Here is a 19,088-nt window from a genome sequence, read left to right on the forward strand (position 1 = left end):
GGCTGTTGCCGATATCGTGGAGGAGGCTTTCCCTCTCCACCCCCCTCTCCCGCGAGCGGGAGAGGCAGGGCGTCAGGCGAGCAGGGTGGGGCAGTGCGGGACCGGAACACCTGCGTTTCGGGGTTGGCCAATCCCTCCGCTCTCAAGCCTGGGTCACGCTTCCCCACCCTGACCGCTGCGCGGTCTGTCCCTCCCCATCAAGGGAGGGAAGACACCTCCGGAATCGGCGTGCGATAGTCCGGGTCTCCGAGGGGGAGTCGCATGGCGTCTGGCGGCCTGCAGGGCGCGGTGAAGGGGCGGTCGGCGCCTGGCCAGCGCGGGCGCAAGCTCGGCCTGGCGATGGTCGTGCTGGCGGTGCTCAGCCTGATCTGCGGGCCGTTCTTCGTCGACGCCCTGGATCGTTCCGCGCCGGAAGTGCGCGACGGGGCCGTGAGCTACGCGGCCTACGGCCCGCTGACCGCGCCGGTGGCGCTGAAGGGCGAGTGGCGGGCGACCTGGCTTTCGGCCCCGGGCGGGACGCCGGTCGATTTCAGGATCGCCTCGCCCGGCGAGTGGAAGGGCGTCGAGACGCCCGCCGGCCCCGTGCCCATGGGCGCGGCGGTCAGCTACCGGCTGCACGTCGGCGGCCTGGAGCCCGGGCGCTACACCCTGTTCGTCCCCAAGATCTACGCCGGCCAGCGCGTCTACGCCGACGGGCGGCTGCTCTCGCGGAGCGGGACGTTCGGCCTGACGCCCGAGACGACCCGCTACCTCGGCCGCGTGCAGGAGGTGGTGATCGACGTCGCCGGGCGTGACCTCGACCTGCGGCTCGACATGGCGGCCTTCCACCACCGCGAGAACGGCATGCCCGAGCCGCCGGTGTTCGGGCTGAGCGAGCCGATGAGCTACTGGATCCTGCTGGACTGGATCCGCAGCCTGCTGCTGATCGGCTCGCTGCTGCTGCTGGCGTGCCTGGCGTCGGTGATCTTCGTGTTCCGGCCCGACGACCGGGTGGCGATGTACCTGGCGCTGGGCTCGATGAGCCTGCTGCCGCTGGCGGCGACGCTCAGCCACGACAACCTCCTGGCCATCGCCATGCCGGGCGTCCCGTTCGGCGCGATGATCTCGTTGCAGATCCTGGCCACGACGGCGGCCCTGTCGGCGGCGCTGGCCTACGCCAACGAGCTGTTCCCCAGGGAGAGCCCGAGGTGGCCCTACCGCATCCTCCAGGGGCTGAACGGCGCGCGCTTCCTGGTGTTCGCGGGCCTGGCCGTCACCGGCCACGTGATCCTGCTCTCCGAGGCCTCGGCGGCGGTCTACCTCTTCCGGATCGTCACCCTGGTCTACATCCTGGGCGTCGTGATCTGGGCCACGGTGCGACGGCGCGACGGCGCGGTGCTGTTCCTGATCGGCCTGGGCGCGATGCTGGCCAGCATCATCTACTCGGACCTGACCATCAACGCCGGCGTGCCGCGGCTGCTCAGCCTGAACCTGCTGCCGGCCGGCATGCTGATGCTGCTGTTCACCCAGCTCGTGCTGCTGGCCGAGCGCTGGAGCCTGGCGATCGGGTCGGAGGCCAGGACCAACGACGACCTGCGCCGCCTGCTGGACGTGAACATCGCCATCACCAGCGAGATGCGGCTGGAGGCCCTGCTGGCCAAGATGGTGCAGGTCGCCTCGACGGTCACCCAGGCCGACCGCAGCTCGCTGTTCCTGTTCGACGAGAAGGCCGGCGAGCTCTGGAGCGTGGTGGCCGAAGGGCTGGAGGAGCGGCCGATCCGCTTCCCGTGCGACCAGGGGCTGGCGGGCTGGGTCTTCACCCATGGCGAGCTGGTGAACCTCTCCGACGCCTACGCCGACCCGCGGTTCAACAAGGCCATCGACGAGGACACCGGCTATCACACCACCAGCCTGCTGACGGTCCCGGTGATCACCCGCGACGGCCGGCGTCTCGGCGTCATGCAGGCGATGAACAGCCAGGAGCACCCCGGCTTCGACGCCGCCGACGAGGCGCGGATGGCCGCCTTCGCCGCCCAGGCCGCCGTCGCCATCGACAACGCCCGGCTCTTCGCCGACGTGGCCGCCGAGCGGAACTACAACGAGAGCATCCTGCGCTCGATGTCGACCGGGGTGGTGACGCTGGACCGCGACGTCCGCAGCGCCAAGCTGAACCCCGCGGCCGCCGACATCCTGGAGATCGGCCCCGACCGGCTGGAGGGCGCCGACGTGCGCGCCTGGCTCCAGGCGTCGAACCCGCGGATCCTCGCCGAGATCGACGCGGTGGCCGCGAGCGGCCGGCCGCGTTCGCTGCTGGACGCCGACGTGAGGACGGCGAGCGGCGAGACCATCTCGGCCAACCTGTCGATCGTGCCGCTGGTGGGCGAGCTGGGCGGCCTCGTGATCCTGGTCGAGGACATCAGCGAGGAGAAGCGCATGGAGTCGGCCATGCGCCGCTTCATGAGCCAGAAGGTGGTCGACCAGATCCTGGAGCACGACGGGGACGACCTGCTGTTCGGCGTGTCGTGCCGCGCCAGCGTGCTCTTCGCCGACATCCGCAACTTCACGGCGCTGGCCGAGAGGTTGCAGCCGCGCGAGACGGTGGACATGCTGAACGAGGTCTTCGCCGACCTCGTCGAGGCGGTCTCGGCCAGCGACGGGGTGCTGGACAAGTTCCTGGGCGACGCGGTGATGGCGGTCTACGGCGCGCCGCTCCCGGCCCCGCGCGACCCGCAGAACGCCGTCGAGAGCGCGGTCAACATGATGGCCATGGTCGCGGCCCTCAACGAACGCCGCCGCGACCGCGGGCGCGAGGAGCTGCGCCTGGGCGTCGGCATCGCCACCGGCGACGTGGTGGCCGGCACCATCGGGTCGCTGAAGCGGATGGACTACACCGTGATCGGCGACAGCGTGAACCTGGCGGCGCGGCTGCAGCAGCTCACCAAGGTCTACCAGGTGGGCGTGATCATCTGCGAGCACACGGCCGCGGCGCTGGACGGGACGATGCCCCTGCGCGAGCTCGATACGCTCCGGGTGCGCGGGCGGCGGCGGTCGGAGAAGGTGTTCCAGGTGCTGACCGGCGATCCGGCCGCGCGCTCGCCGGCGCTCGCCGACTACGGGCGCGGGCGCGAGCTCCTGGCCGGCCGGCGCTGGAAGGAGGCGGTGGCGGCCTTCGAGGCGGCCGTGGCGGCCGATCCCGACGACCGGCCCTCGATCCTGCTGCTGGAGCGGGCCCGCGCGCTGGCCCGCCGCCCGCCGCCCAGCGACTGGGACGGCGTCTGGGGCCTGGCCGACGCCGACGCGGCTTAGGATCGGAGACCGGTCGACTCCCAGGAAACACGAGATACGTCATGGCCCGGACAAGCCGGGGGATGACGATCAGGGGGATGATGGAGGCAGCAGCCTAGCGCCCGTATCGAACGCGGCCCAGCGCGCCGGCGGCCTCGGCGAGCCACTGCTCGGGGCGGAGCTTCGTCGTCGCCTTCCATTTTTCGAAGCGCATGACGTCGTCGATGCGGCGGTCGACGAACGCCAGCGCCACCTTGCGGCCCTGGGTCATGCGGATGGCCATGGCGGACGACAGGATGCCGGCCAGGATCGCGCGCTTGGTGTAGTGGTTCTCGTCGGTGGCGACGTCGCCCGCCCAGCGCCAGAGGCCGTCGGCGCTCTCCCAGGCCAGCCGGCCGGCCAGCGGCAGGTTGGCGGGCAGCGCCAGGAACCCCATCCAGCGCCGCGTGGCCGGCTCGTCCCGGGCGGCGGCGTCGAGGCGGGCCTCCACCGCGCGGCGGATCTTCTCGCGGATCTTGAGGTTCGAGGCGTGGACGTCGCCCAGCGCCGCCAGCGCCCGCTCATCGTGCCGGCGCGACAGCAGGGCCGCGAGATCGGCCGCGCCGTGCGGGACCAGCAGCTCGGCCTCGGCGGGGCTCATGCCCGCCGCCTTCGCCGCCAGCCCCACCGTCCGCCGCGTCCACCCATGCGCGGGGGCCAGCTTCAGCGCCTCGTCGAGCAACTGCTGCTCGGCGGCGGCGGCCCAGTCCTGCGCGGCGGTGGTCATGGCGGATGGTGTAGCGCGGCAAGAGCATCGGCGCACCTCCTCTCCCCTTCCCGGACGTGCTCATCCCGCCTCAACGTCTGCTCCCCTTCCCCCTACTCGGAACGTCATCCCCGGCCTTGTGCCGGGGATCCATGGTTCAGCCGACTTGGCGTCCTGCATTGGGCCGCGCAGCGCGGCCCAACCCTCGGCTCAAGACCCGCGGATGGATGGATCCCCGGCACAAGGCCGGGGATGACGTTCTGAATAGGGATGAATTGGGGAGAGGCCGGTGCAGGCGTAGCGCGGGTCCCATCACAATCGCAGGGGGCGCCGTGGACATGCCCTGCCCGTTCTGCTATCTCGCCGCGCTCTAAACCCGACGGGTGACACCTTCGGGCGATCCATATTTTGTTCGCTCGCCGCCTTTTGCCGGCTGAGGTGGGCGGCAGGCGTGCAAACAGGAGAAGTCCTCTGGTTCAGATTTTCGTCCGCGACAACAACGTCGACCAGGCCCTCAAGGCGCTGAAGAAGAAGATGCAGCGCGAGGGCTCGTTCCGCGAGATGAAGCGGCACGTCCACTACGAGAAGCCGTCCGAGAAGCGCGCCCGCCAGAAGGCGGAAGCCGTGCGCCGGGCCCGCAAGCTCGCCCGCAAGCGCGCCCAGCGCGAAGGCCTGATCGCGGCGCCGAAGAAGCCGTCGCGCTGAGCCGCGGGCTCTAAAAGCTGGCACATTTGATGCTTATGTGAAGGGCTGCGCCACCGGCGCGGCCCTTTTCGCGTATAGGGTCCAGGCGAGACGTCTCGTCGCGCCCGCCTCGCGTTAAGTGGTCTGTCAACGGTGGGCGTCCTATTTTGGGTCTCCTGGCGTCCGCCTTCGTAGGATTGGTCCTCGCATGAACCTCCGCAATCTCGTCATCTGGGGCGTCATCGTCGTCGTCCTGGTCGGGCTCTACAGCATGATGACGCAGGGGACCCGCGGCGGCGCCAACGCCGGCGAGCTCACCTATTCGCAGATGCTCTCCAAGGTGACGGCGGGCGAGGTGAAGACCGCGATCATCCGCGGGCCGACCGTCGAGATCCTCGACCAGTCCAACCGCCGCTACACGGCCACCACGCCGAACAACCAGGACGATCTGGTCCAGCGGCTCGAGAAGAGCGGCGCGAACATCACGGTGAAGTCGGGCGGCGGCGGCTGGATGGGCCTGTTGCTGAACTCGCTGCCGATCCTGCTGCTGATCGGCGTCTGGATCTTCTTCATGCGCCAGATGCAGGGCGGCGCCCGTGGCGCCATGGGCTTCGGCAAGTCGAAGGCCCGCCTGCTGACCGAGAACAAGAACCGCGTCACCTTCGACGACGTCGCCGGCGTGGACGAGGCCAAGGAGGAGCTGACCGAGATCGTCGACTTCCTGAAGGACCCGCAGAAGTTCCAGCGCCTGGGCGGCAAGATCCCCAAGGGCGCCCTGCTGGTGGGTCCGCCCGGCACCGGCAAGACCCTGCTGGCCCGCGCCGTCGCGGGCGAGGCCGGCGTGCCCTTCTTCACCATCTCGGGCTCGGACTTCGTGGAGATGTTCGTGGGCGTGGGCGCAAGCCGCGTGCGCGACATGTTCGAACAGGCCAAGAAGAACGCGCCCTGCATCATCTTCATCGACGAGATCGACGCCGTGGGCCGCCATCGTGGCGCGGGCCTGGGCGGCGGCAACGACGAGCGCGAGCAGACGCTGAACCAGCTCCTGGTCGAGATGGACGGCTTCGAGGCGAACGAGGGGATCATCCTGATCGCCGCCACCAACCGCCCCGACGTGCTGGACCCGGCGCTGCTGCGCCCCGGCCGCTTCGACCGCCAGGTGGTGGTGCCGAACCCCGACATCGTGGGCCGCGAGCGCATCCTGCGCGTCCACATGAAGAACGTGCCGCTGGCCGCCGACGTGGAAGTGCGCACCATCGCGCGCGGCACGCCGGGCTTCTCGGGCGCCGACCTCGCGAACCTGGTGAACGAGGCCGCCCTGATGGCCGCCCGCAAGAACCGCCGCATGGTCACCATGCGCGACTTCGAGGACGCCAAGGACAAGGTCATGATGGGCGCCGAGCGCCGGTCCATGGTCATGACCGACGACGAGAAGAAGCTGACGGCCTACCACGAGGGCGGCCACGCCCTGGTGGCGCTGAACGTCCCGGCCACCGACCCGGTCCACAAGGCCACGATCATCCCCCGCGGCCGCGCGCTCGGCATGGTCATGCAGCTTCCCGAACGCGACAAGTTCTCGATGAGCTACGAGCAGATGACCTCGCGGCTGGCGATCCTGTTCGGCGGCCGCGTCGCCGAGGAGATCATCTTCGGCAAGGACAAGATCACCTCGGGCGCCAGCTCCGACATCAGCCAGGCGACCAAGCTCGCCCGCGCCATGGTGACCAAGTGGGGCTTCTCCGACCGCCTGGGCTCGGTGGAGTACGGCGAGAACCAGGACGAGGTGTTCCTGGGCCACTCGGTCGCCCGCAGCCAGAACGTCTCCGAGGAGACCGCCAAGATCATCGACGAGGAGGTCCGCGGCCTGGTCGAGGGCGGCGAGAAGGAAGCCCGTCGCATCCTGACCGAAAAGCTCGAGGACCTGCACAAGCTGGCCAGGACGCTGCTGGAGTACGAGACCCTGACCGGCGACGAGATCGTGAACGCGCTGAAGGGCGTCATGCCCAACCGCGAGGAGGCCGACGTCAAGAAGCCCACGGGCCCGTCGGTGGCGGTCCCCATCTCGCCCAAGCCCAGCGCCGAGCCGGCGTAAGCTTCGGGACCAGAGCCGAGAGTTGGAGGGCGGTCGCAGCGATGCGGCCGCCCTTTTTCGTCCCTCCCTTTATGGGGAGGGACAGCTCGCCGCAGGCGAGCAGGGTGAGGGAGTCACGTTCCGGGCGCCCGCGCTCCGGGATTGGCCAACCCCCACCCGCCGAGTTCCGGACCACACTACCTCACCCTGGCCGCTGCGCGGCCTGTCCCTCCCCATCAAGGGAGGGAAGGCGAGCTTGACTCCGGCCCCAGGTGTGTATGACTGTATGAGTATATGCATATAATCTCTCAGTCGCTGCTGGACGGCCTGAGCCTCGCGGGGGGCGGGGTGCCGATCTATGTGCAGTTGCGCGACCAGGTCCTGGCGGCGCTGGGCGAGGGGCGGCTGAAGCCGGGCGATCAGATGCCGACGCTCAGGCAGGTGGCGGTGACGCTGAGGATCGACCTCAACACCGTGCGCCACGCCTACGACGAGCTGGAGGCCATGGGCGCGATCCGGCTCGAGCGCGGCCGGGGCAGCTTCGTCAACGCCCCGCCGGCGCCGCCCGACGCGGCGCAGCACGACCGCGACCTCGACGACGCGGCCCGCCAGGCCATCGGCCTCGCCCGGGCGCGCGGCCTCGACCCGAACGACCTCGCCGAGCGCATCTCGGCCCTCACGAAGGAGACTCCCGATGGTTAGCACCATGAAGGGCGCCAACCCGGCGGCGGCCCTGCTGAGCGTTCTGACGGCCCTGGTCGCCACGGCCGTGTTCTGGTGGGCCAGGAGCGCGGGCCAGCCGGCCGGCAACTGGGCGGGCGTCGGGCTTATCCTGATCGCCGTGCTGATCCCCTTCTCGCTGCTGATGGCCAACCAGTGGGAGCGGGCCGTCGTGCTGCGCATGGGCCGGCTGAACGCCGTGCGCGGGCCGGGGCTGTTCGTGGTCATCCCGTTCCTGGACGAGGCGGCCGTCTGGCTCGACCAGCGCATCCAGACCACCGAGTTCAGCGCCGAGCAGGCGCTCTCCAAGGACACGGTGCCGGTCAACATCGACGCGGTCGTCTTCTGGCAGGTCCACGACCCCGAGCGCGCCGCGCTGGAGATCCACGACTACCGCCTGGCGATCGAGCAGGTGGCCCAGACGTCCCTGCGCGAGATGGTGGGCGCCTCGCTGCTCTCCACCCTGCTGGCCGAACGCAAGCAGGGCGACGAGATCCTGCGCGAGGAGATCGGCCGCAAGATCGCCGACTGGGGCGTCTCGGTCATCTCGGTGGAGATCCGCGACATCGGCGTGCCGCCGGCCCTGCAGGACGCCATGAGCCGCCAGGCCCAGGCCGAGCGCGAGCGGCTGGCGCGGATCGCCCTGGGCCAGGCCGAGCAGGAGGTGGCGGCGAAGTTCGTCGAGGCCGCCGAGACCTACGCCAGGAGCCCGGCCGCCCTGCAGCTCCGCGCCATGAACATCATCTACGAGACCGCCAAGGAGCGGGGCACGACCATCCTGATGCCCACATCCATGGTGGACGCCATGAACCCGACGGCCGTGATGGCCGCGATGCGCGACGCCTGACCGGCGCAAGGAGGACCCCGATGCGCAAGTTCGCTTCCCTCACGCTGGCCGCACTCCTCGCCGCCGCGCCGGCCGCCGCCTTCGCCGAGGACGCCGTCGGCGACTGGGTGGGCAAGGTGAAGGTCCCGGCGGGCGTCGAGCTCACCATCGCCGCCCACATCCAGAAGGACGCCGCGGGCAAGCTGATCGGCTTCTCCGAGAGCCCCGACCAGACGGTCACCCAGCTTCCCATGACCGACATCGCCGCGACGCCCGACGCCTTGTCGTTCGCCATCCCGATGGTGAACGCCAGGTATGCGGGCAAGTGGGACCCGGCCGCCAGGGCCTGGGCCGGCGTGCTGACCCAGGCCGGCCTCGACATGCCGCTGTCGCTCGCCCGCGGCGTCGCGCCGCCGCGCCCGGTGGTGGCGGGGCTGGACGGCGACTGGGCGGGCGTGCTCGCCGCGCCGCAGGGCGACCTGCGCCTGCGGCTGCACGTGAAGACCGGCGCCGACGGCACCCTGGCGCTCTTCGAGAGCCCCGACCAGAGTCCGATGAAGCTGGTCGCCTTCCTCACCCACGAGGGCGACGCGGTGAAGATCGAGCTCAAGGGCGTCGGCGGCTTCGAGGGCAGGCTCTCGCCCGACGGCCAGACCCTCGAGGGCCAGTGGAAGCAGATGGGCGGCGCCCTCCCCCTGACGCTGAAGAAGTCTTCCCTCCCTTGATGGGGAGGGACAGCTCGCCGGAGGCGAGCAGGGTGGGGAAGTACAGGCCGGAGTGCCGAGTGTCGTGATTGGCTAACCCGCTGGCGCGGAGTTCCGGCCCGGGCTACCCCATGAAGCAGGGCTATCGCATATGGCTTGTGGGCGGCTTGTCCGCCCGATTCATGAACCGCAGAGATCGCGGAGATGCGCAGAGAGGGTCGCGGATCCACGGGAATCCTCTGCGTATCTCCGCGATCTCCGCGGTTTGACTGACGGCCTTTCGGCCATCCGCATCCATATGCGATGGCCCTGCCCATCAAGGGAGGGAAGATCATCCCACGAAGATCCAGTCGCCCGTCAGGGACGAGAGCTGGACGCCGGCGAGCACGACCCGCGCGCCGCCCGTGATGCTGACCACCGTGTCGGCGCCCTCCTGCGCCACGGTGTAGGTGCTGCCGGGGTCGAGGCGGATGCGGTCGCCCTCGGCGCGGTTGAAGTCGGTGATGCGGTCGAGGCCGGCGTCGCCGAAGCTGTTGAAGATGTCGGCGCCCGCCCCGCCGGTGGCCGTGTCGTCGCCGCGGTCGCCCGAGATGAAGTCGTTCCCCGCGCCGCCGAACAGCAGGTCGTCGCCCTGGCCGCCGCGGACCGTGTCGGCCCCCGCGCCCCCGTCGCAGGTGTCGTCGCCGAGGTTGCCGAGCACGATGTCGGCCCCGTCGTCGCCCGACAGCCAGTCCTGGTCCTTGCCGCCGACGACCCAGTCGTCGCCCGCGCCGCCCGAGACCGAGTCGTCGCCCATGTTGCCGTTGATGTCGTCGAACCCGGCCCCGCCCAGGATGGTGTCGTTCCCCTCGTCCCCGCGCAGGTAGTCGCCGCCGTCGCCGGCCGCCGCGCCGAAGTCGAGGCGGTGGACGTCGCCGTCCTGGCCGATGACGTAGAGCCGCCCGCGTCCGTCGACCGCGAACGAGGTGATCTGGTCGAGATCGCCGCCCTGCACCGTGATCTGGCCGTTGCGGTTCAGGAAGTCCTGCGCCTGGCCGTCCACGACGCGGGTCGTCCAGAGGTTGCCCGTGATGTAGTCGGCGAAGACGTAGAGCCCCTGCGCGCCGCCGGGCCCGTGGTAGACGTAGCCGCCGGTCACCGCGAAGCCGCGGTAGAGCGGCGTCACCCGGTCATAGTCGAGGATCGGGTCGGTGAGGCCGGTTTGGTCGGCCGTGCGGACCAGGAACCCCTCCTTCAGCGGCCAGCCGAAGTTGAAGCCCGACTGGCCGGCGGCGACGTAGTCGACCTCCTCGCGGGCGTTCGCCCCCACATCGCCGATGTAGAGGTCGCCGTTGGCGCTGTCGAAGCTGGGCCGCCACGGATTGCGCAGGCCGTAGACCCAGATCTCGTCGGCGCCCGGCGTGGCGCCCGCGAACGGGTTGCCGGCCGGGATGGCGTAGTTCCTCATGAAGTCGAACGGGAAGTCGTCGCGGTCGACGTCGATGCGCAGGATCTTGCCCAGCAGCGTGTCCGTGTCCTGCGCCGCCAGCGTGATGCCGGTGGCCGAGGAGTGACCGTCGCCGGAGGCGATGTAGAGGTAGCCGTCCGGCCCGAAGCCCATCCAGCCGCCGACGTGGTTGGGGCTGCCGGCCCGGGGGATGGTCATGATCACGTCGGTGAGCGCGCCGGCCTTGGTGGGGCTCTGGCGGACGTACGCCTGCACCTCGGTGTCGCCCGCGGTGTTGGTCAGGTAGATGTAGAAGAGGCCGTTCTGCTGGTAGTTCGGGTGGAAGGCGAGGCCGAGCAGGCCCTGTTCGGTCCCCGTGGCGAGCACGCCGTTGGGCAGGTCGAGGAACGGGTCGGACTGCACGGAGCCGGAGTTCAGGTCGAGGATCCGGATGCGGCCGGTGTATTGCTCCACGAGGAACAGCTTGTCCGGCTCGCCGGGCGGCGAGACCCCGAAGACCGGCCGCGAGAGACCGGAGGCGACGCGCACGGCGGTGATGCCGGCGTCGTCCGAGGCGGAGTGGCCGTAGACGAGGTCGTCGCCGGCGCCTGCCGCGATGCTGTCCGACCCGTCCTGGCCCGACAGCGTGTCGGCCCCCGCCGTGCCGACGATCGTGTCCCGCGCCCCGCTCCCGACGATCTCAGGCATCTATGCCGGCCCCCGCTTGCCACCGGCCGACGTTAGAGCGGGATCGGCGCCCCCTCCACCCCTTCGTGGTTCCCCCGCCCCCGCTGCGCAGGCAGGGCCATCGCATATGGCATGTGGGCGGCTCGTCCGCCCGAGTCATGAACCGCAGAGATCGCGGAGATCGCAGAGAGCTCTCCCACGATTGTCATCCCGGTTTCGCCGCAGGCGAAGACCGGGACCCAACCGTCCGGTGCTCTGAGGTTGTTATCTGCCCCCGCTCGCCAGGGGCCGGCCCCCAACCATCGACGCACCGGAGGGTTGGGTCCCGGTCTTGGGCTGCGCCCAAACCGGGATGACAAACGGGGAAAGCCTCTGCGTATCTCCGCGATCTCTGCGGTTTGACTGACGGCCTTTCGGCCGCCCGCATCCATATGCGATGGCCCTGGCTGCGCAGGGGAGGTTCGCGTTTTCCAGTACCTCCCCCATTCATGGGGGAGGGGGACCCGAAGGGTGGAGGGGGCGCTGCAACTCGCAGGGCCTGTCCGGCGAGGATCCCGTCGCCGGTCAGGATGACCCGGGCGCGTCCTCCCGGATCGCGGCTTCGCTTGCAGCGCGGACACGACTATGACGGCGATGAGGCCCGATGAGCTCCGAACCGCCACCGTCGATGCGCCGCCCGCGGGTGATGGGGATCGTCAACGCGACGCCCGACAGCTTCTCCGACGGCGGCCGGTTCCTCGCGCCCGAGGCGGCGCTCGGCCATGCGCGGCGGCTGGTCGCCGAGGGAGCGGACATGGTCGACGTGGGCGCGGAATCGACACGGCCCGGGGCCGGGCCGGTGAGCGCCGCGGTCGAGATCGGGCGCCTGGTCCCGCTGGTCGCGGCGCTGCGGGCCGGACATCCGGCGGTCGCGATCTCGGTCGACACCATGAAGCCGGACGTGGCGCGCGCGGCGGTGGCCGCCGGCGCCACGATGTGGAACGACGTCACCGCGCTGCGCCACGCGCCGCACAGCCTGGAGACCGCCGCGGCGCTGGGCTGCGACGTGGTGCTGATGCACATGCGGGGCGAGCCGCGGACCATGCAGGCCGCGCCGGACTACGACGACGTGGTGGGCGAGGTGGCGGCGTTCCTGGCCGAGCGGGCCGAGGCGGCGATGGCGGCGGGCGTGGCGCGCGGGCGCATCTGGCTCGATCCCGGCATCGGCTTCGGCAAGCACATGACGCGCCACAACCTGCCGCTGCTCGCGGGCCTCGACCGGATCGTGGGCCTGGGTTTCCCGGTGCTGCTGGGGGCCAGCCGCAAGGCGTTCATCGGGCGGCTGAGCGGCGACGCCCCGGCCGACCGGCGGCTGGGCGGCTCGATCGCCGCGGCGCTGGCCGGCGCGGCGGCGGGGGTCGCGGCCGTGCGCGTCCACGACGTCTTCGAGACCGTCCAGGCGCTCACGCTCGACGCCGCGATCCGCCACGCCGCGCCGTAGCCCGGTAGCCCCGGCCCGGGGCGCCAGCCGCGAGCTTCCTGCGCGCCGCAGGCGCCGTCATCTGGAACCACGAACGAACACGAAGTCACACGAACAGGCCGCAGAGGATCGCGGCGGCGCGCTCAGATCATCCCCGACGTGTTCGTGTGTCTTCGTGTCCGTTCGTGGTCGAATCAAACGGTGTTGTGACGCGCCCTCGAAGCCGAAGACCTCGCACGACCCCTTCCGCCCCGCTTCAGGGTTGGCCCCAAAATAGCCCGTCATCCCGGCCGCAGCGCAGCGGAGAGCCGGGACCCGGGAGGACCCGGTGTTTTGGGGCGACTCTATCGAGTCCGGACCCTAGCCCCGGAGCTTGGCGATGATCTCGGTCACCTGGGCTCGCGCGTGCTCCAGGCCGCGGCCGGTGTCCACCGTGTAGTGGGCGCGGGCCCGCTTCTCCGCGTCCGCCACCTGCTGCGCCAGGATGGCGTCCAGCCGGTCCGGGGTCATGCCCGGGCGGGCCAGTACGCGTTCGCGCTGCATCTCCGGCGGCGCGGACACCACGATCACCGCCGCGACGTTGGCGTCGCCGCCGGTCTCGTAGAGCAGGGGCACGTCCAGGATCACCATGTCGGCGCCGCTCTCCTCGGCGGCCTTGAAGAAGCCGACGCGGTCGCGGCCCACCAGCGGATGGACGATGGCGTTCAGGCGCTTCAGCTCGTCGGGATGGCCCAGCACGCGCTCGCGCAACGCCTCGCGGTCGACGCGGCCGTCCTTCACCACCCCGGGGAACGCCTCGCCCACGGGGCCCACCGCCGCGCCGCCCTCGTCGTAGAGGTCATGCACCGCCGCGTCGGCGTCGTAGACGGGGATGCCGGCGTCGCGGAACATCGCCGCGGTCGTCGACTTGCCCATGCCGATGGAGCCGGTCAGCCCGATCACCTTCATCAGCCGGCCATCCTCATCTCAACTGCTCCAGCGCCAGTTCGCGGACGTCGACCTCCGCGGGGGGATACTCGCCGTAGAAGGCCTCGAACGACGGCTCGGCCTGGCGGACCAGCATCTCCAGCCCGTCGACCGTCGTGCGCCCCAGGTCCTGCGCCTGTTGCAGGAAGGGCGTGACCAGCGGCTTGTAGACCATGTCCATCACCACGCAGGCGGGCTGCGTCGTCTCGAGCGGCGCGTCCAGCGTCGGCGCGCCGCTCATCCCGGCCGACGTCGCGTTGATCACCGCCGTCGAGAGGCGGAACGCGCCCACCGCGTGGTTCAGGGGCAGGGACGAGACCTTCGGGCCGAGCGCGCGGGCGAGGGTCTCGGCCTTCTCCACCGTGCGGTTGACGACGAAGACCTTCGGCGCGCCGGCCAGGAGCAGCGCCGCGACCGCGCCCCGCGCCGCGCCGCCGGCGCCCAGCACCGTCACCGGTCCCAGGCCCGCATCCCACCTCGGCGCCTGGGCGGCGAAGGCGCGCAGCAGGCCGAACCCGTCGGTGTTGTCGGCCACGATCCGGCCGTCGGGCTCGAACACCAGCAGGTTCGCCGCGCCGGCGAGCCGCGCGGCCTCGCTGGCCCTGTCGGCCGCGGCCAGCGCGTCGGCCTTGAAGGGGAGGGTGACGTTCACCCCGCGCACCGCACCGCCGCGGAAGCCTTCGACCAGCCGCCGGAACCCGTGCGCATCGGGCGCGAACGGCACGTAGACGCCGTCGATCCCCGCGGCCGCCAGCCAGGCGTTGTGCAGGGTCGGCGACATCGACTGGGCCACCGGATGGCCCACGACGCCGGCGACGATCGTCCGCCCCGTGATCATGTCGCCAGGACCCCGTGCCGGCGCATCAGGTCGAGCAGGCCCATGAGCGGCAGGCCCAGGATGGCGAAATAGTCGCCCTCGATCCTGGAGAAAAGCTGCGCTCCCAGCCCTTCCAGCCGGTAGCAGCCCACCGACCCCAGCGCCTGTTCGCCCTCGTCGGCCAGGTAGCGCTCCAGGAAGGCGTCGGAGAAGTCGCGCATGGTCAGCGTCGCCGTCGCCACCTCGCGCCAGATCGGCGCGCCGTCCTTCGCCACGACCACCGCCGAGTGCAGCCTGTGCGCCCGGCCCCGCAGCTCGCGCAGGCGCTCCCGGGCCGCCGCCACGGTGTCGACCTTGTCGTAGAGCCGCCCGTCCAGGTCCAGCGTCTGGTCGGCGCCGATCACGAAGCCGGCGCGGCCCCGCGACACCCGGATCGCCTTCAGCTCGGCCAGGGCGTCGGCCACCTCGCGCGGCCCCTGGCCTTCGGCCAGCAGCGAGGCCTTCGCCGCGTCCTCGTCGACGCCGGCCACGGTCGCCTCGTAGGTCACGCCCGCGCCGTCCAGCACGGCCCGCCGCGCGGCGCTCCTCGACGCCAGCACGATCACCCCAGCACCTCGACCTGGCCGTGGCCACGCGACAGCAGGTTCAGCACCGCCGCCGCCGTCTCCTCCACCGAGCGGCGCGTCACGTCGATGGTCGGCCAGCCGTGGCGCTCGTAGAGCCGGCGCGCCGCGATGATCTCCTCGCGCACCGCCTCCTGGTCGGTGTAGCTGGTGTCGCGGTTCTCCTTCAGGCTCAGCAGCCGGTTGCGGCGGATCTGGATCAGCCGGTCGGGCGAGATCAGCAGGCCCACGATCAGCGCGTTCTTCAGGTTGCCCAGCTTCTCCGGCAGCGGCCGCCCCGGCACCAGCGGCACGTTGGCGGCCCGCACGCCCCGATGCGCCAGGTAGATGCAGGTCGGCGTCTTGCTCGTCCGCGACACGCCCAGCAGCACCACGTCGGCCTGGTCGAGGTCCTGGCCGCCCTGGCCGTCGTCGTGGCCGATGGCGTAGTTCAGGGCGTCCATGCGGTTGAAGTAGTCGTTGTCGAGCCGCAGGTGCGCGCCCACCCGGCTGGTGGTGGCCGCCCCCAGGTAGCGCTGCATCGCCGAGACCAGCGGATCCAGCGCCGGCAGGCAGGGCATGTCCAGCCGGCGGCACCCGTCCTCCAGCGCCGCGCGCAGCTTGTCGTCGACGATGGTGTGCAGGACGATCCCCGGCGACTCCTCGATGTCGCTCAGCGCCCGGTCGAGCTGCCGCTGCGAGCGCACCAGGGCGTAGATGTGCTCGATCGGCAGCACGTTCTCGAAGCGGGCGCACACCGCGCGCGCCATGGCGTTCAGCGTCTCACCGGTCGAGTCCGACACCAGGTGGATGTGGAAGTAGGTGGCGAGGCGGGGCTGGACGGTCATCTGTCGGCGCAAAAACCCTGGGGACGGATCCTGTGGATTCAGTCTTAGCGAAGCTGGACGCCGATGGGGATAGACGCCGTGGCGGAAACCCGTTCGGGCGGCTCCGGTGGAACGGGTGGAGCGATGGGGCCGTTTACGGTGGGTTGATCCTCAGGCCCCGCCGGCTGGGCGCCGTTTCCGGCGTCGGCCCCGGCTGGCCTGTGGTTCCGCGCCGGCGCCCGGCGTTCTCCCCGCAGGTCTTAACGAATCCTTAAGGGCCGTCCGAGGCCGCTGGCCGCCGTCCCCGCAACTCACAGGGCCTGTGGACGGTCCGGCGCGCCTTGGGACGGCCTGGGTGCGGCCAGGGGATTGTCAAAGGATCGTCAAGGTTTTCCACGCGGCCCACCGGCCCAACCGCTCCTTCTCCTGCCCTCATTCAGATTCTTCCTTTTTTGAAGAGAGGACGGGCGGGCAGGGAGAGCTTGAGCCGTGGGGCCGGGCAGGCTTTAAGGCTTCCATGAGCGAGACGCCCCGCCTTCTTCGCGTGCTGTCCGGCGAGACCCTGGATCGCCCGCCCGTGTGGTTCATGCGCCAGGCCGGCCGGTCGCTTCCAGAGTACCGGGCGCTTCGCAGCCGGGCGAAGGACTTCATGGACTTGGCCTTCAATCCCGAGATGGCGGCCGAGGTCACGCTGCAGCCGGTGCGCCGCTTCCCCATGGACGCGGCCATCGTCTTCTCCGACATCCTGGTGATCCCGCTGGCGCTGGGCCAGGACGTCTGGTTCGAGGCCGGCGAGGGGCCGCGCATGGGCGCGCTCCCGCCGATCGAACAGCTCCGCGACGCCGTCGAGGGCTCGACCGCCCGGCTGGCCAACGTCGGCGAGACCCTGGCCCGCGTCCGCGCCGAGCTGGAGCCCGAGCGCGCCCTGATCGGATTCGCCGGCGCGCCGTGGACGGTGGCCACCTACATGCTGGAAGGCCGCGGCTCCCAGCGCGAGGCGGCCCGCGCCTACGCCTACCGGCATCCGGAGAAGCTCGACGCCCTGCTCGACGTGCTGGTCGACGCCACGGCCCGCTACCTCATCATGCAGGCCCGCGCGGGCGCCCAGGTGCTGAAGCTGTTCGAGAGCTGGGCTGAGAACCTGGCCGAGGACGTCTTCGAGCGGATCGTCGTCGGCCCGCACGCCCGCATCATCGCCCAGGTCCGCGCCGCCGGCGTCGACGCCCCCTTCATCGGCTTCCCGCGCGGCTGCGGCGCCCTGGTGGAGAGCTACGCCGCCAGGGTCCCGGTGAACGCCGTCGCCCTCGACACCCAGGCCTCCGCGGCCATGGGCCGGCGGATCCAGGCGGGCGGCCGCGCCATCCAGGGCGCGCTCGACAACCTGCTGCTGGCCACCGGCGGCCCGGCGCTGGACGCCCGCGTGGAGCAACTGCTCGAACAGTGGTCCGGCGGTCCCTACATCTTCAACCTCGGCCACGGCGTCATGCCCGACACGCCCATCGACCACATCGCCCGCGTGGTCGAACGCGTCACCGGCAAGCCCGCGAACGCCCTGGCGGCCGAGTGACGGCGGCCGACCGCGAAGCGGTGGAGGGGGCGCTGCGAGCGGCAAGGCGGATCGTCCGACCCGCGCACGGCCCCGACGCCCCCTCCACCACTTCGTGGTCCCCCTCCCCCGCTGCGCAGGGGAGGTTCGGGAGATGACCCGCCTCGCCGTCGTCCTCTTCAACCTCGGCGGCCCCGACGGCCCCGCGGCCGTGCGGCCGTTCCTGTTCAACCTCTTCCGCGACCCGGCGATCATCCAACTGCCCGCCGTCGCGCGCTATCCCCTGGCCGCCGCCATCGCCGCCGGCCGCACGAAGACCGCCCGGGCCAACTACGCGGTCATGGGCGGCGCCTCGCCCCTGCTGCCCGAGACCCGCGCTCAGGCCGGGGCGCTGGAGGCCAGGCTCCGCGACGCCGGCCACGACGCCCGCGTCTTCGTCGCCATGCGCTACTGGAAGCCCTTCGCCGCCGAGACGGCGCGGGCGGTCGCCGCCTTCACGCCCGACGAGATCGTGCTGCTGCCGCTCTATCCGCAGTATTCGACCACCACGACCGGCTCGTCCCTGAAGGACTGGCGCTCCGTCTACAGGGGCCCCGGCCGCACCCGCGCCGTGGGCTGCTACCCCACCGCCGATGGCCTCATCGAGGCGCACGCCGCCGAGATCCGCCGCCTGTACGAAGCCGCCGGCCGCCCCGCGGACCTGCGCCTGCTCTTCTCCGCCCACGGATTGCCGCAGAAGGTGGTCGACGCCGGCGACCCCTACCAGGCGCAGGTCGAGGCGACCGCCGCCGCCATCGCTGCGCGCCTGCCCGAGCTTCCGGACTGGCAGGTCTGCTACCAGAGCCGCGTCGGCCGCCTCGTCTGGCTGGGGCCTTCGACCGAGGAAGCGATCCACGCCGCGGCGCACGACGGCAAGGGCGTGCTGATCTCGCCCATCGCCTTCGTCTCCGAACACGTCGAGACCCTGGTGGAACTCGACCACGAGTACGCCGCCCTCGCCGCGCGCCTCGGCGTCGCGCCCTACCTGCGCGCCCGCACGCCGGGGACCTCGGGCGACTTCATCGAGGCGCTCGCCGAGGCCGTCGCCGCGGCGCTCGGCGAGGCCGGGACGCATCCCTTCGGCCCCTGGCGGTGTCCGGCGGGTCATGCCAAGTGTGCGTGCCGGGAACGGGAGGGCGCGTGAGATGGGTTGGCCGGATTTCCTCAGCTACGACCTGCTGCGCGGCCTGCACATCATCGCGGTGATCGCCTGGATGGCCGGGATGATGTACCTGCCCCGCCTCTTCGCCTACCACACCGAGACCGCCCCGCCCGGCAGCGCGTTCGACGCCCACTTCAAGGTGTGGGAGGTGAAACTGCTGCGGATCATCATCAATCCGGCGATGGGGCTGACCTGGGCCCTCGGCGTCACCCTCATCCTCTGGCACGTCTACGCCGCGAAGGAGGGCTGGGGCTTCCTCGCCCAGCCGTGGATGGTGGTGAAGCTGGCGGTGGTGATCGCGCTCTCGGGCTGGCACGGCTTCCTGTCGGGCGCGCGCCGCAGGATCGCCGCCGGCGAGCGGCCCCGGACCGCGAGGTTCTGGCGCGCCACCAACGAGATCCCGTTCCTCCTGGCCATCGTCGCCGTCCTCGCCGTCACCCTCCAGTTCGGCCAGCGCTGACCGCCGTCATTCCCTCCTCCCGCGGCGCGATTGTCATCCCGGTTTTGGCGAAGCCAAAGACCGGGACCCAACCGTCCGGTGCG

Annotated in this window: 16 protein-coding genes; 10 read left to right on the forward strand and 6 right to left on the reverse strand. The window is 71.2% G+C overall.

From position 1 onward, the window contains the following. Positions 1–261: 261 nt before the first annotated feature. Positions 262–3,285 carry an adenylate/guanylate cyclase domain-containing protein gene (locus tag KF737_RS17340; protein ID WP_296457748.1) on the forward strand — a complete coding sequence of 1,008 codons (3,024 nt, stop codon included), beginning with the start codon at positions 262–264 and terminating at the stop codon, positions 3,283–3,285. Between the two features lie 94 nt (positions 3,286–3,379). Here KF737_RS17340 and KF737_RS17345 read toward each other — a convergent pair whose 3' ends face one another. Next, positions 3,380–4,030, reverse strand: a complete 651-nt coding sequence (locus KF737_RS17345) for a COQ9 family protein (RefSeq protein ID WP_296457751.1) — start codon at positions 4,028–4,030, stop codon at positions 3,380–3,382. Between the two features lie 450 nt (positions 4,031–4,480). Between KF737_RS17345 and rpsU the strand changes: the two genes are divergently transcribed. The 5 genes from rpsU (at position 4,481) to KF737_RS17370 (ending at position 9,035) form a co-directional block, all read left to right on the forward strand. Continuing rightward, complete coding sequence (gene rpsU, locus KF737_RS17350) at positions 4,481–4,714, forward strand: 30S ribosomal protein S21 (protein ID WP_111275467.1); 234 nt, start codon at positions 4,481–4,483, stop codon at positions 4,712–4,714. A 187-nt stretch (positions 4,715–4,901) separates the two neighbouring features. After that, the gene (ftsH, locus tag KF737_RS17355) at positions 4,902–6,785 is read left to right on the forward strand and encodes an ATP-dependent zinc metalloprotease FtsH (protein WP_296457755.1); all 1,884 of its coding nucleotides are present in this window, start codon (positions 4,902–4,904) and stop codon (positions 6,783–6,785) included. A 273-nt stretch (positions 6,786–7,058) separates the two neighbouring features. Next, entirely contained in the window at positions 7,059–7,466 is a 408-nt protein-coding gene (locus tag KF737_RS17360; RefSeq protein ID WP_296457759.1) for a GntR family transcriptional regulator, read from the forward strand. Continuing rightward, complete coding sequence (locus KF737_RS17365; protein ID WP_296457763.1) at positions 7,459–8,331, forward strand: slipin family protein; 873 nt, start codon at positions 7,459–7,461, stop codon at positions 8,329–8,331. Before KF737_RS17360 ends, KF737_RS17365 begins: the two co-directional genes overlap by 8 nt. Positions 8,332–8,351: 20 nt before the next feature. Beyond that, complete coding sequence (locus KF737_RS17370; protein WP_296457766.1) at positions 8,352–9,035, forward strand: hypothetical protein; 684 nt, start codon at positions 8,352–8,354, stop codon at positions 9,033–9,035. 310 nt (positions 9,036–9,345) lie between these two features. Here the strand turns inward: KF737_RS17370 and KF737_RS17375 are convergent, their stop codons facing one another. Continuing rightward, entirely contained in the window at positions 9,346–11,148 is a 1,803-nt protein-coding gene (locus tag KF737_RS17375) for a PQQ-dependent sugar dehydrogenase (protein ID WP_296457768.1), read from the reverse strand. Positions 11,149–11,770: 622 nt separating this feature from the next. Between KF737_RS17375 and folP the strand changes: the two genes are divergently transcribed. Beyond that, on the forward strand, positions 11,771–12,607 hold the full coding sequence (folP, locus tag KF737_RS17380) for a dihydropteroate synthase (protein ID WP_296457771.1): 837 nt from the start codon (positions 11,771–11,773) through the stop codon (positions 12,605–12,607). 339 nt (positions 12,608–12,946) lie between these two features. On the opposite strand, the gene coaE is transcribed toward folP, so the two are convergent. From coaE to KF737_RS17400, 4 genes are read right to left on the reverse strand one after another with little or no spacing between them, the layout of a single operon-like run. Continuing rightward, entirely contained in the window at positions 12,947–13,534 is a 588-nt protein-coding gene (coaE, locus tag KF737_RS17385) for a dephospho-CoA kinase (RefSeq protein WP_296457774.1), read from the reverse strand. Positions 13,535–13,547: 13 nt separating this feature from the next. Further along, on the reverse strand, positions 13,548–14,390 hold the full coding sequence (aroE, locus tag KF737_RS17390) for a shikimate dehydrogenase (protein WP_296457777.1): 843 nt from the start codon (positions 14,388–14,390) through the stop codon (positions 13,548–13,550). Then, on the reverse strand, positions 14,387–14,974 hold the full coding sequence (locus tag KF737_RS17395) for a Maf family protein (protein WP_296457779.1): 588 nt from the start codon (positions 14,972–14,974) through the stop codon (positions 14,387–14,389). The genes aroE and KF737_RS17395 overlap by 4 nt, the downstream gene beginning before the upstream one ends. Next, positions 14,971–15,819: a pyruvate, water dikinase regulatory protein gene (locus KF737_RS17400; protein ID WP_296457782.1), complete on the reverse strand. Its 849-nt coding sequence runs from the start codon at positions 15,817–15,819 to the stop codon at positions 14,971–14,973. Before KF737_RS17400 ends, KF737_RS17395 begins: the two co-directional genes overlap by 4 nt. A gap of 496 nt (positions 15,820–16,315) precedes the next feature. Here KF737_RS17400 and hemE point away from each other — a divergent pair, with 496 nt between their 5' ends. The 3 genes from hemE to KF737_RS17415 all read left to right on the forward strand — a co-directional run bounded on the left by hemE (position 16,316) and on the right by KF737_RS17415 (position 19,005). After that, entirely contained in the window at positions 16,316–17,365 is a 1,050-nt protein-coding gene (hemE, locus tag KF737_RS17405) for a uroporphyrinogen decarboxylase (RefSeq protein WP_296457784.1), read from the forward strand. A gap of 133 nt (positions 17,366–17,498) precedes the next feature. Further along, positions 17,499–18,527: a ferrochelatase gene (gene hemH / locus KF737_RS17410; protein ID WP_296457787.1), complete on the forward strand. Its 1,029-nt coding sequence runs from the start codon at positions 17,499–17,501 to the stop codon at positions 18,525–18,527. Between the two features lies 1 nt (position 18,528). Further along, positions 18,529–19,005 carry a CopD family protein gene (locus KF737_RS17415; protein WP_296457790.1) on the forward strand — a complete coding sequence of 159 codons (477 nt, stop codon included), beginning with the start codon at positions 18,529–18,531 and terminating at the stop codon, positions 19,003–19,005. Positions 19,006–19,088: the final 83 nt, after the last annotated feature.

The organism is Phenylobacterium sp. (assembly GCF_019636135.1).
Lineage (GTDB): Bacteria > Pseudomonadota > Alphaproteobacteria > Caulobacterales > Caulobacteraceae > Phenylobacterium.

Bases quoted from the DNA above. Each gene is read 5' to 3' on its own strand.
- KF737_RS17340 (WP_296457748.1), top strand. From the start codon at position 262: ATGGCGTCTGGCGGCCTGCAGGGCGCGGTGAAGGGGCGGTCGGCGCCT.
- KF737_RS17345 (WP_296457751.1), bottom strand. From the start codon at position 4,030: ATGACCACCGCCGCGCAGGACTGGGCCGCCGCCGCCGAGCAGCAGTTG.
- ftsH (WP_296457755.1), top strand. From the start codon at position 4,902: ATGAACCTCCGCAATCTCGTCATCTGGGGCGTCATCGTCGTCGTCCTG.
- KF737_RS17360 (WP_296457759.1), top strand. From the start codon at position 7,059: ATGCATATAATCTCTCAGTCGCTGCTGGACGGCCTGAGCCTCGCGGGG.
- KF737_RS17365 (WP_296457763.1), top strand. From the start codon at position 7,459: ATGGTTAGCACCATGAAGGGCGCCAACCCGGCGGCGGCCCTGCTGAGC.
- KF737_RS17370 (WP_296457766.1), top strand. From the start codon at position 8,352: ATGCGCAAGTTCGCTTCCCTCACGCTGGCCGCACTCCTCGCCGCCGCG.
- KF737_RS17375 (WP_296457768.1), bottom strand. From the start codon at position 11,148: ATGCCTGAGATCGTCGGGAGCGGGGCGCGGGACACGATCGTCGGCACG.
- folP (WP_296457771.1), top strand. From the start codon at position 11,771: ATGAGCTCCGAACCGCCACCGTCGATGCGCCGCCCGCGGGTGATGGGG.
- coaE (WP_296457774.1), bottom strand. From the start codon at position 13,534: ATGAAGGTGATCGGGCTGACCGGCTCCATCGGCATGGGCAAGTCGACG.
- aroE (WP_296457777.1), bottom strand. From the start codon at position 14,390: ATGATCACGGGGCGGACGATCGTCGCCGGCGTCGTGGGCCATCCGGTG.
- KF737_RS17400 (WP_296457782.1), bottom strand. From the start codon at position 15,819: ATGACCGTCCAGCCCCGCCTCGCCACCTACTTCCACATCCACCTGGTG.
- hemE (WP_296457784.1), top strand. From the start codon at position 16,316: ATGAGCGAGACGCCCCGCCTTCTTCGCGTGCTGTCCGGCGAGACCCTG.
- hemH (WP_296457787.1), top strand. From the start codon at position 17,499: ATGACCCGCCTCGCCGTCGTCCTCTTCAACCTCGGCGGCCCCGACGGC.
- KF737_RS17415 (WP_296457790.1), top strand. From the start codon at position 18,529: ATGGGTTGGCCGGATTTCCTCAGCTACGACCTGCTGCGCGGCCTGCAC.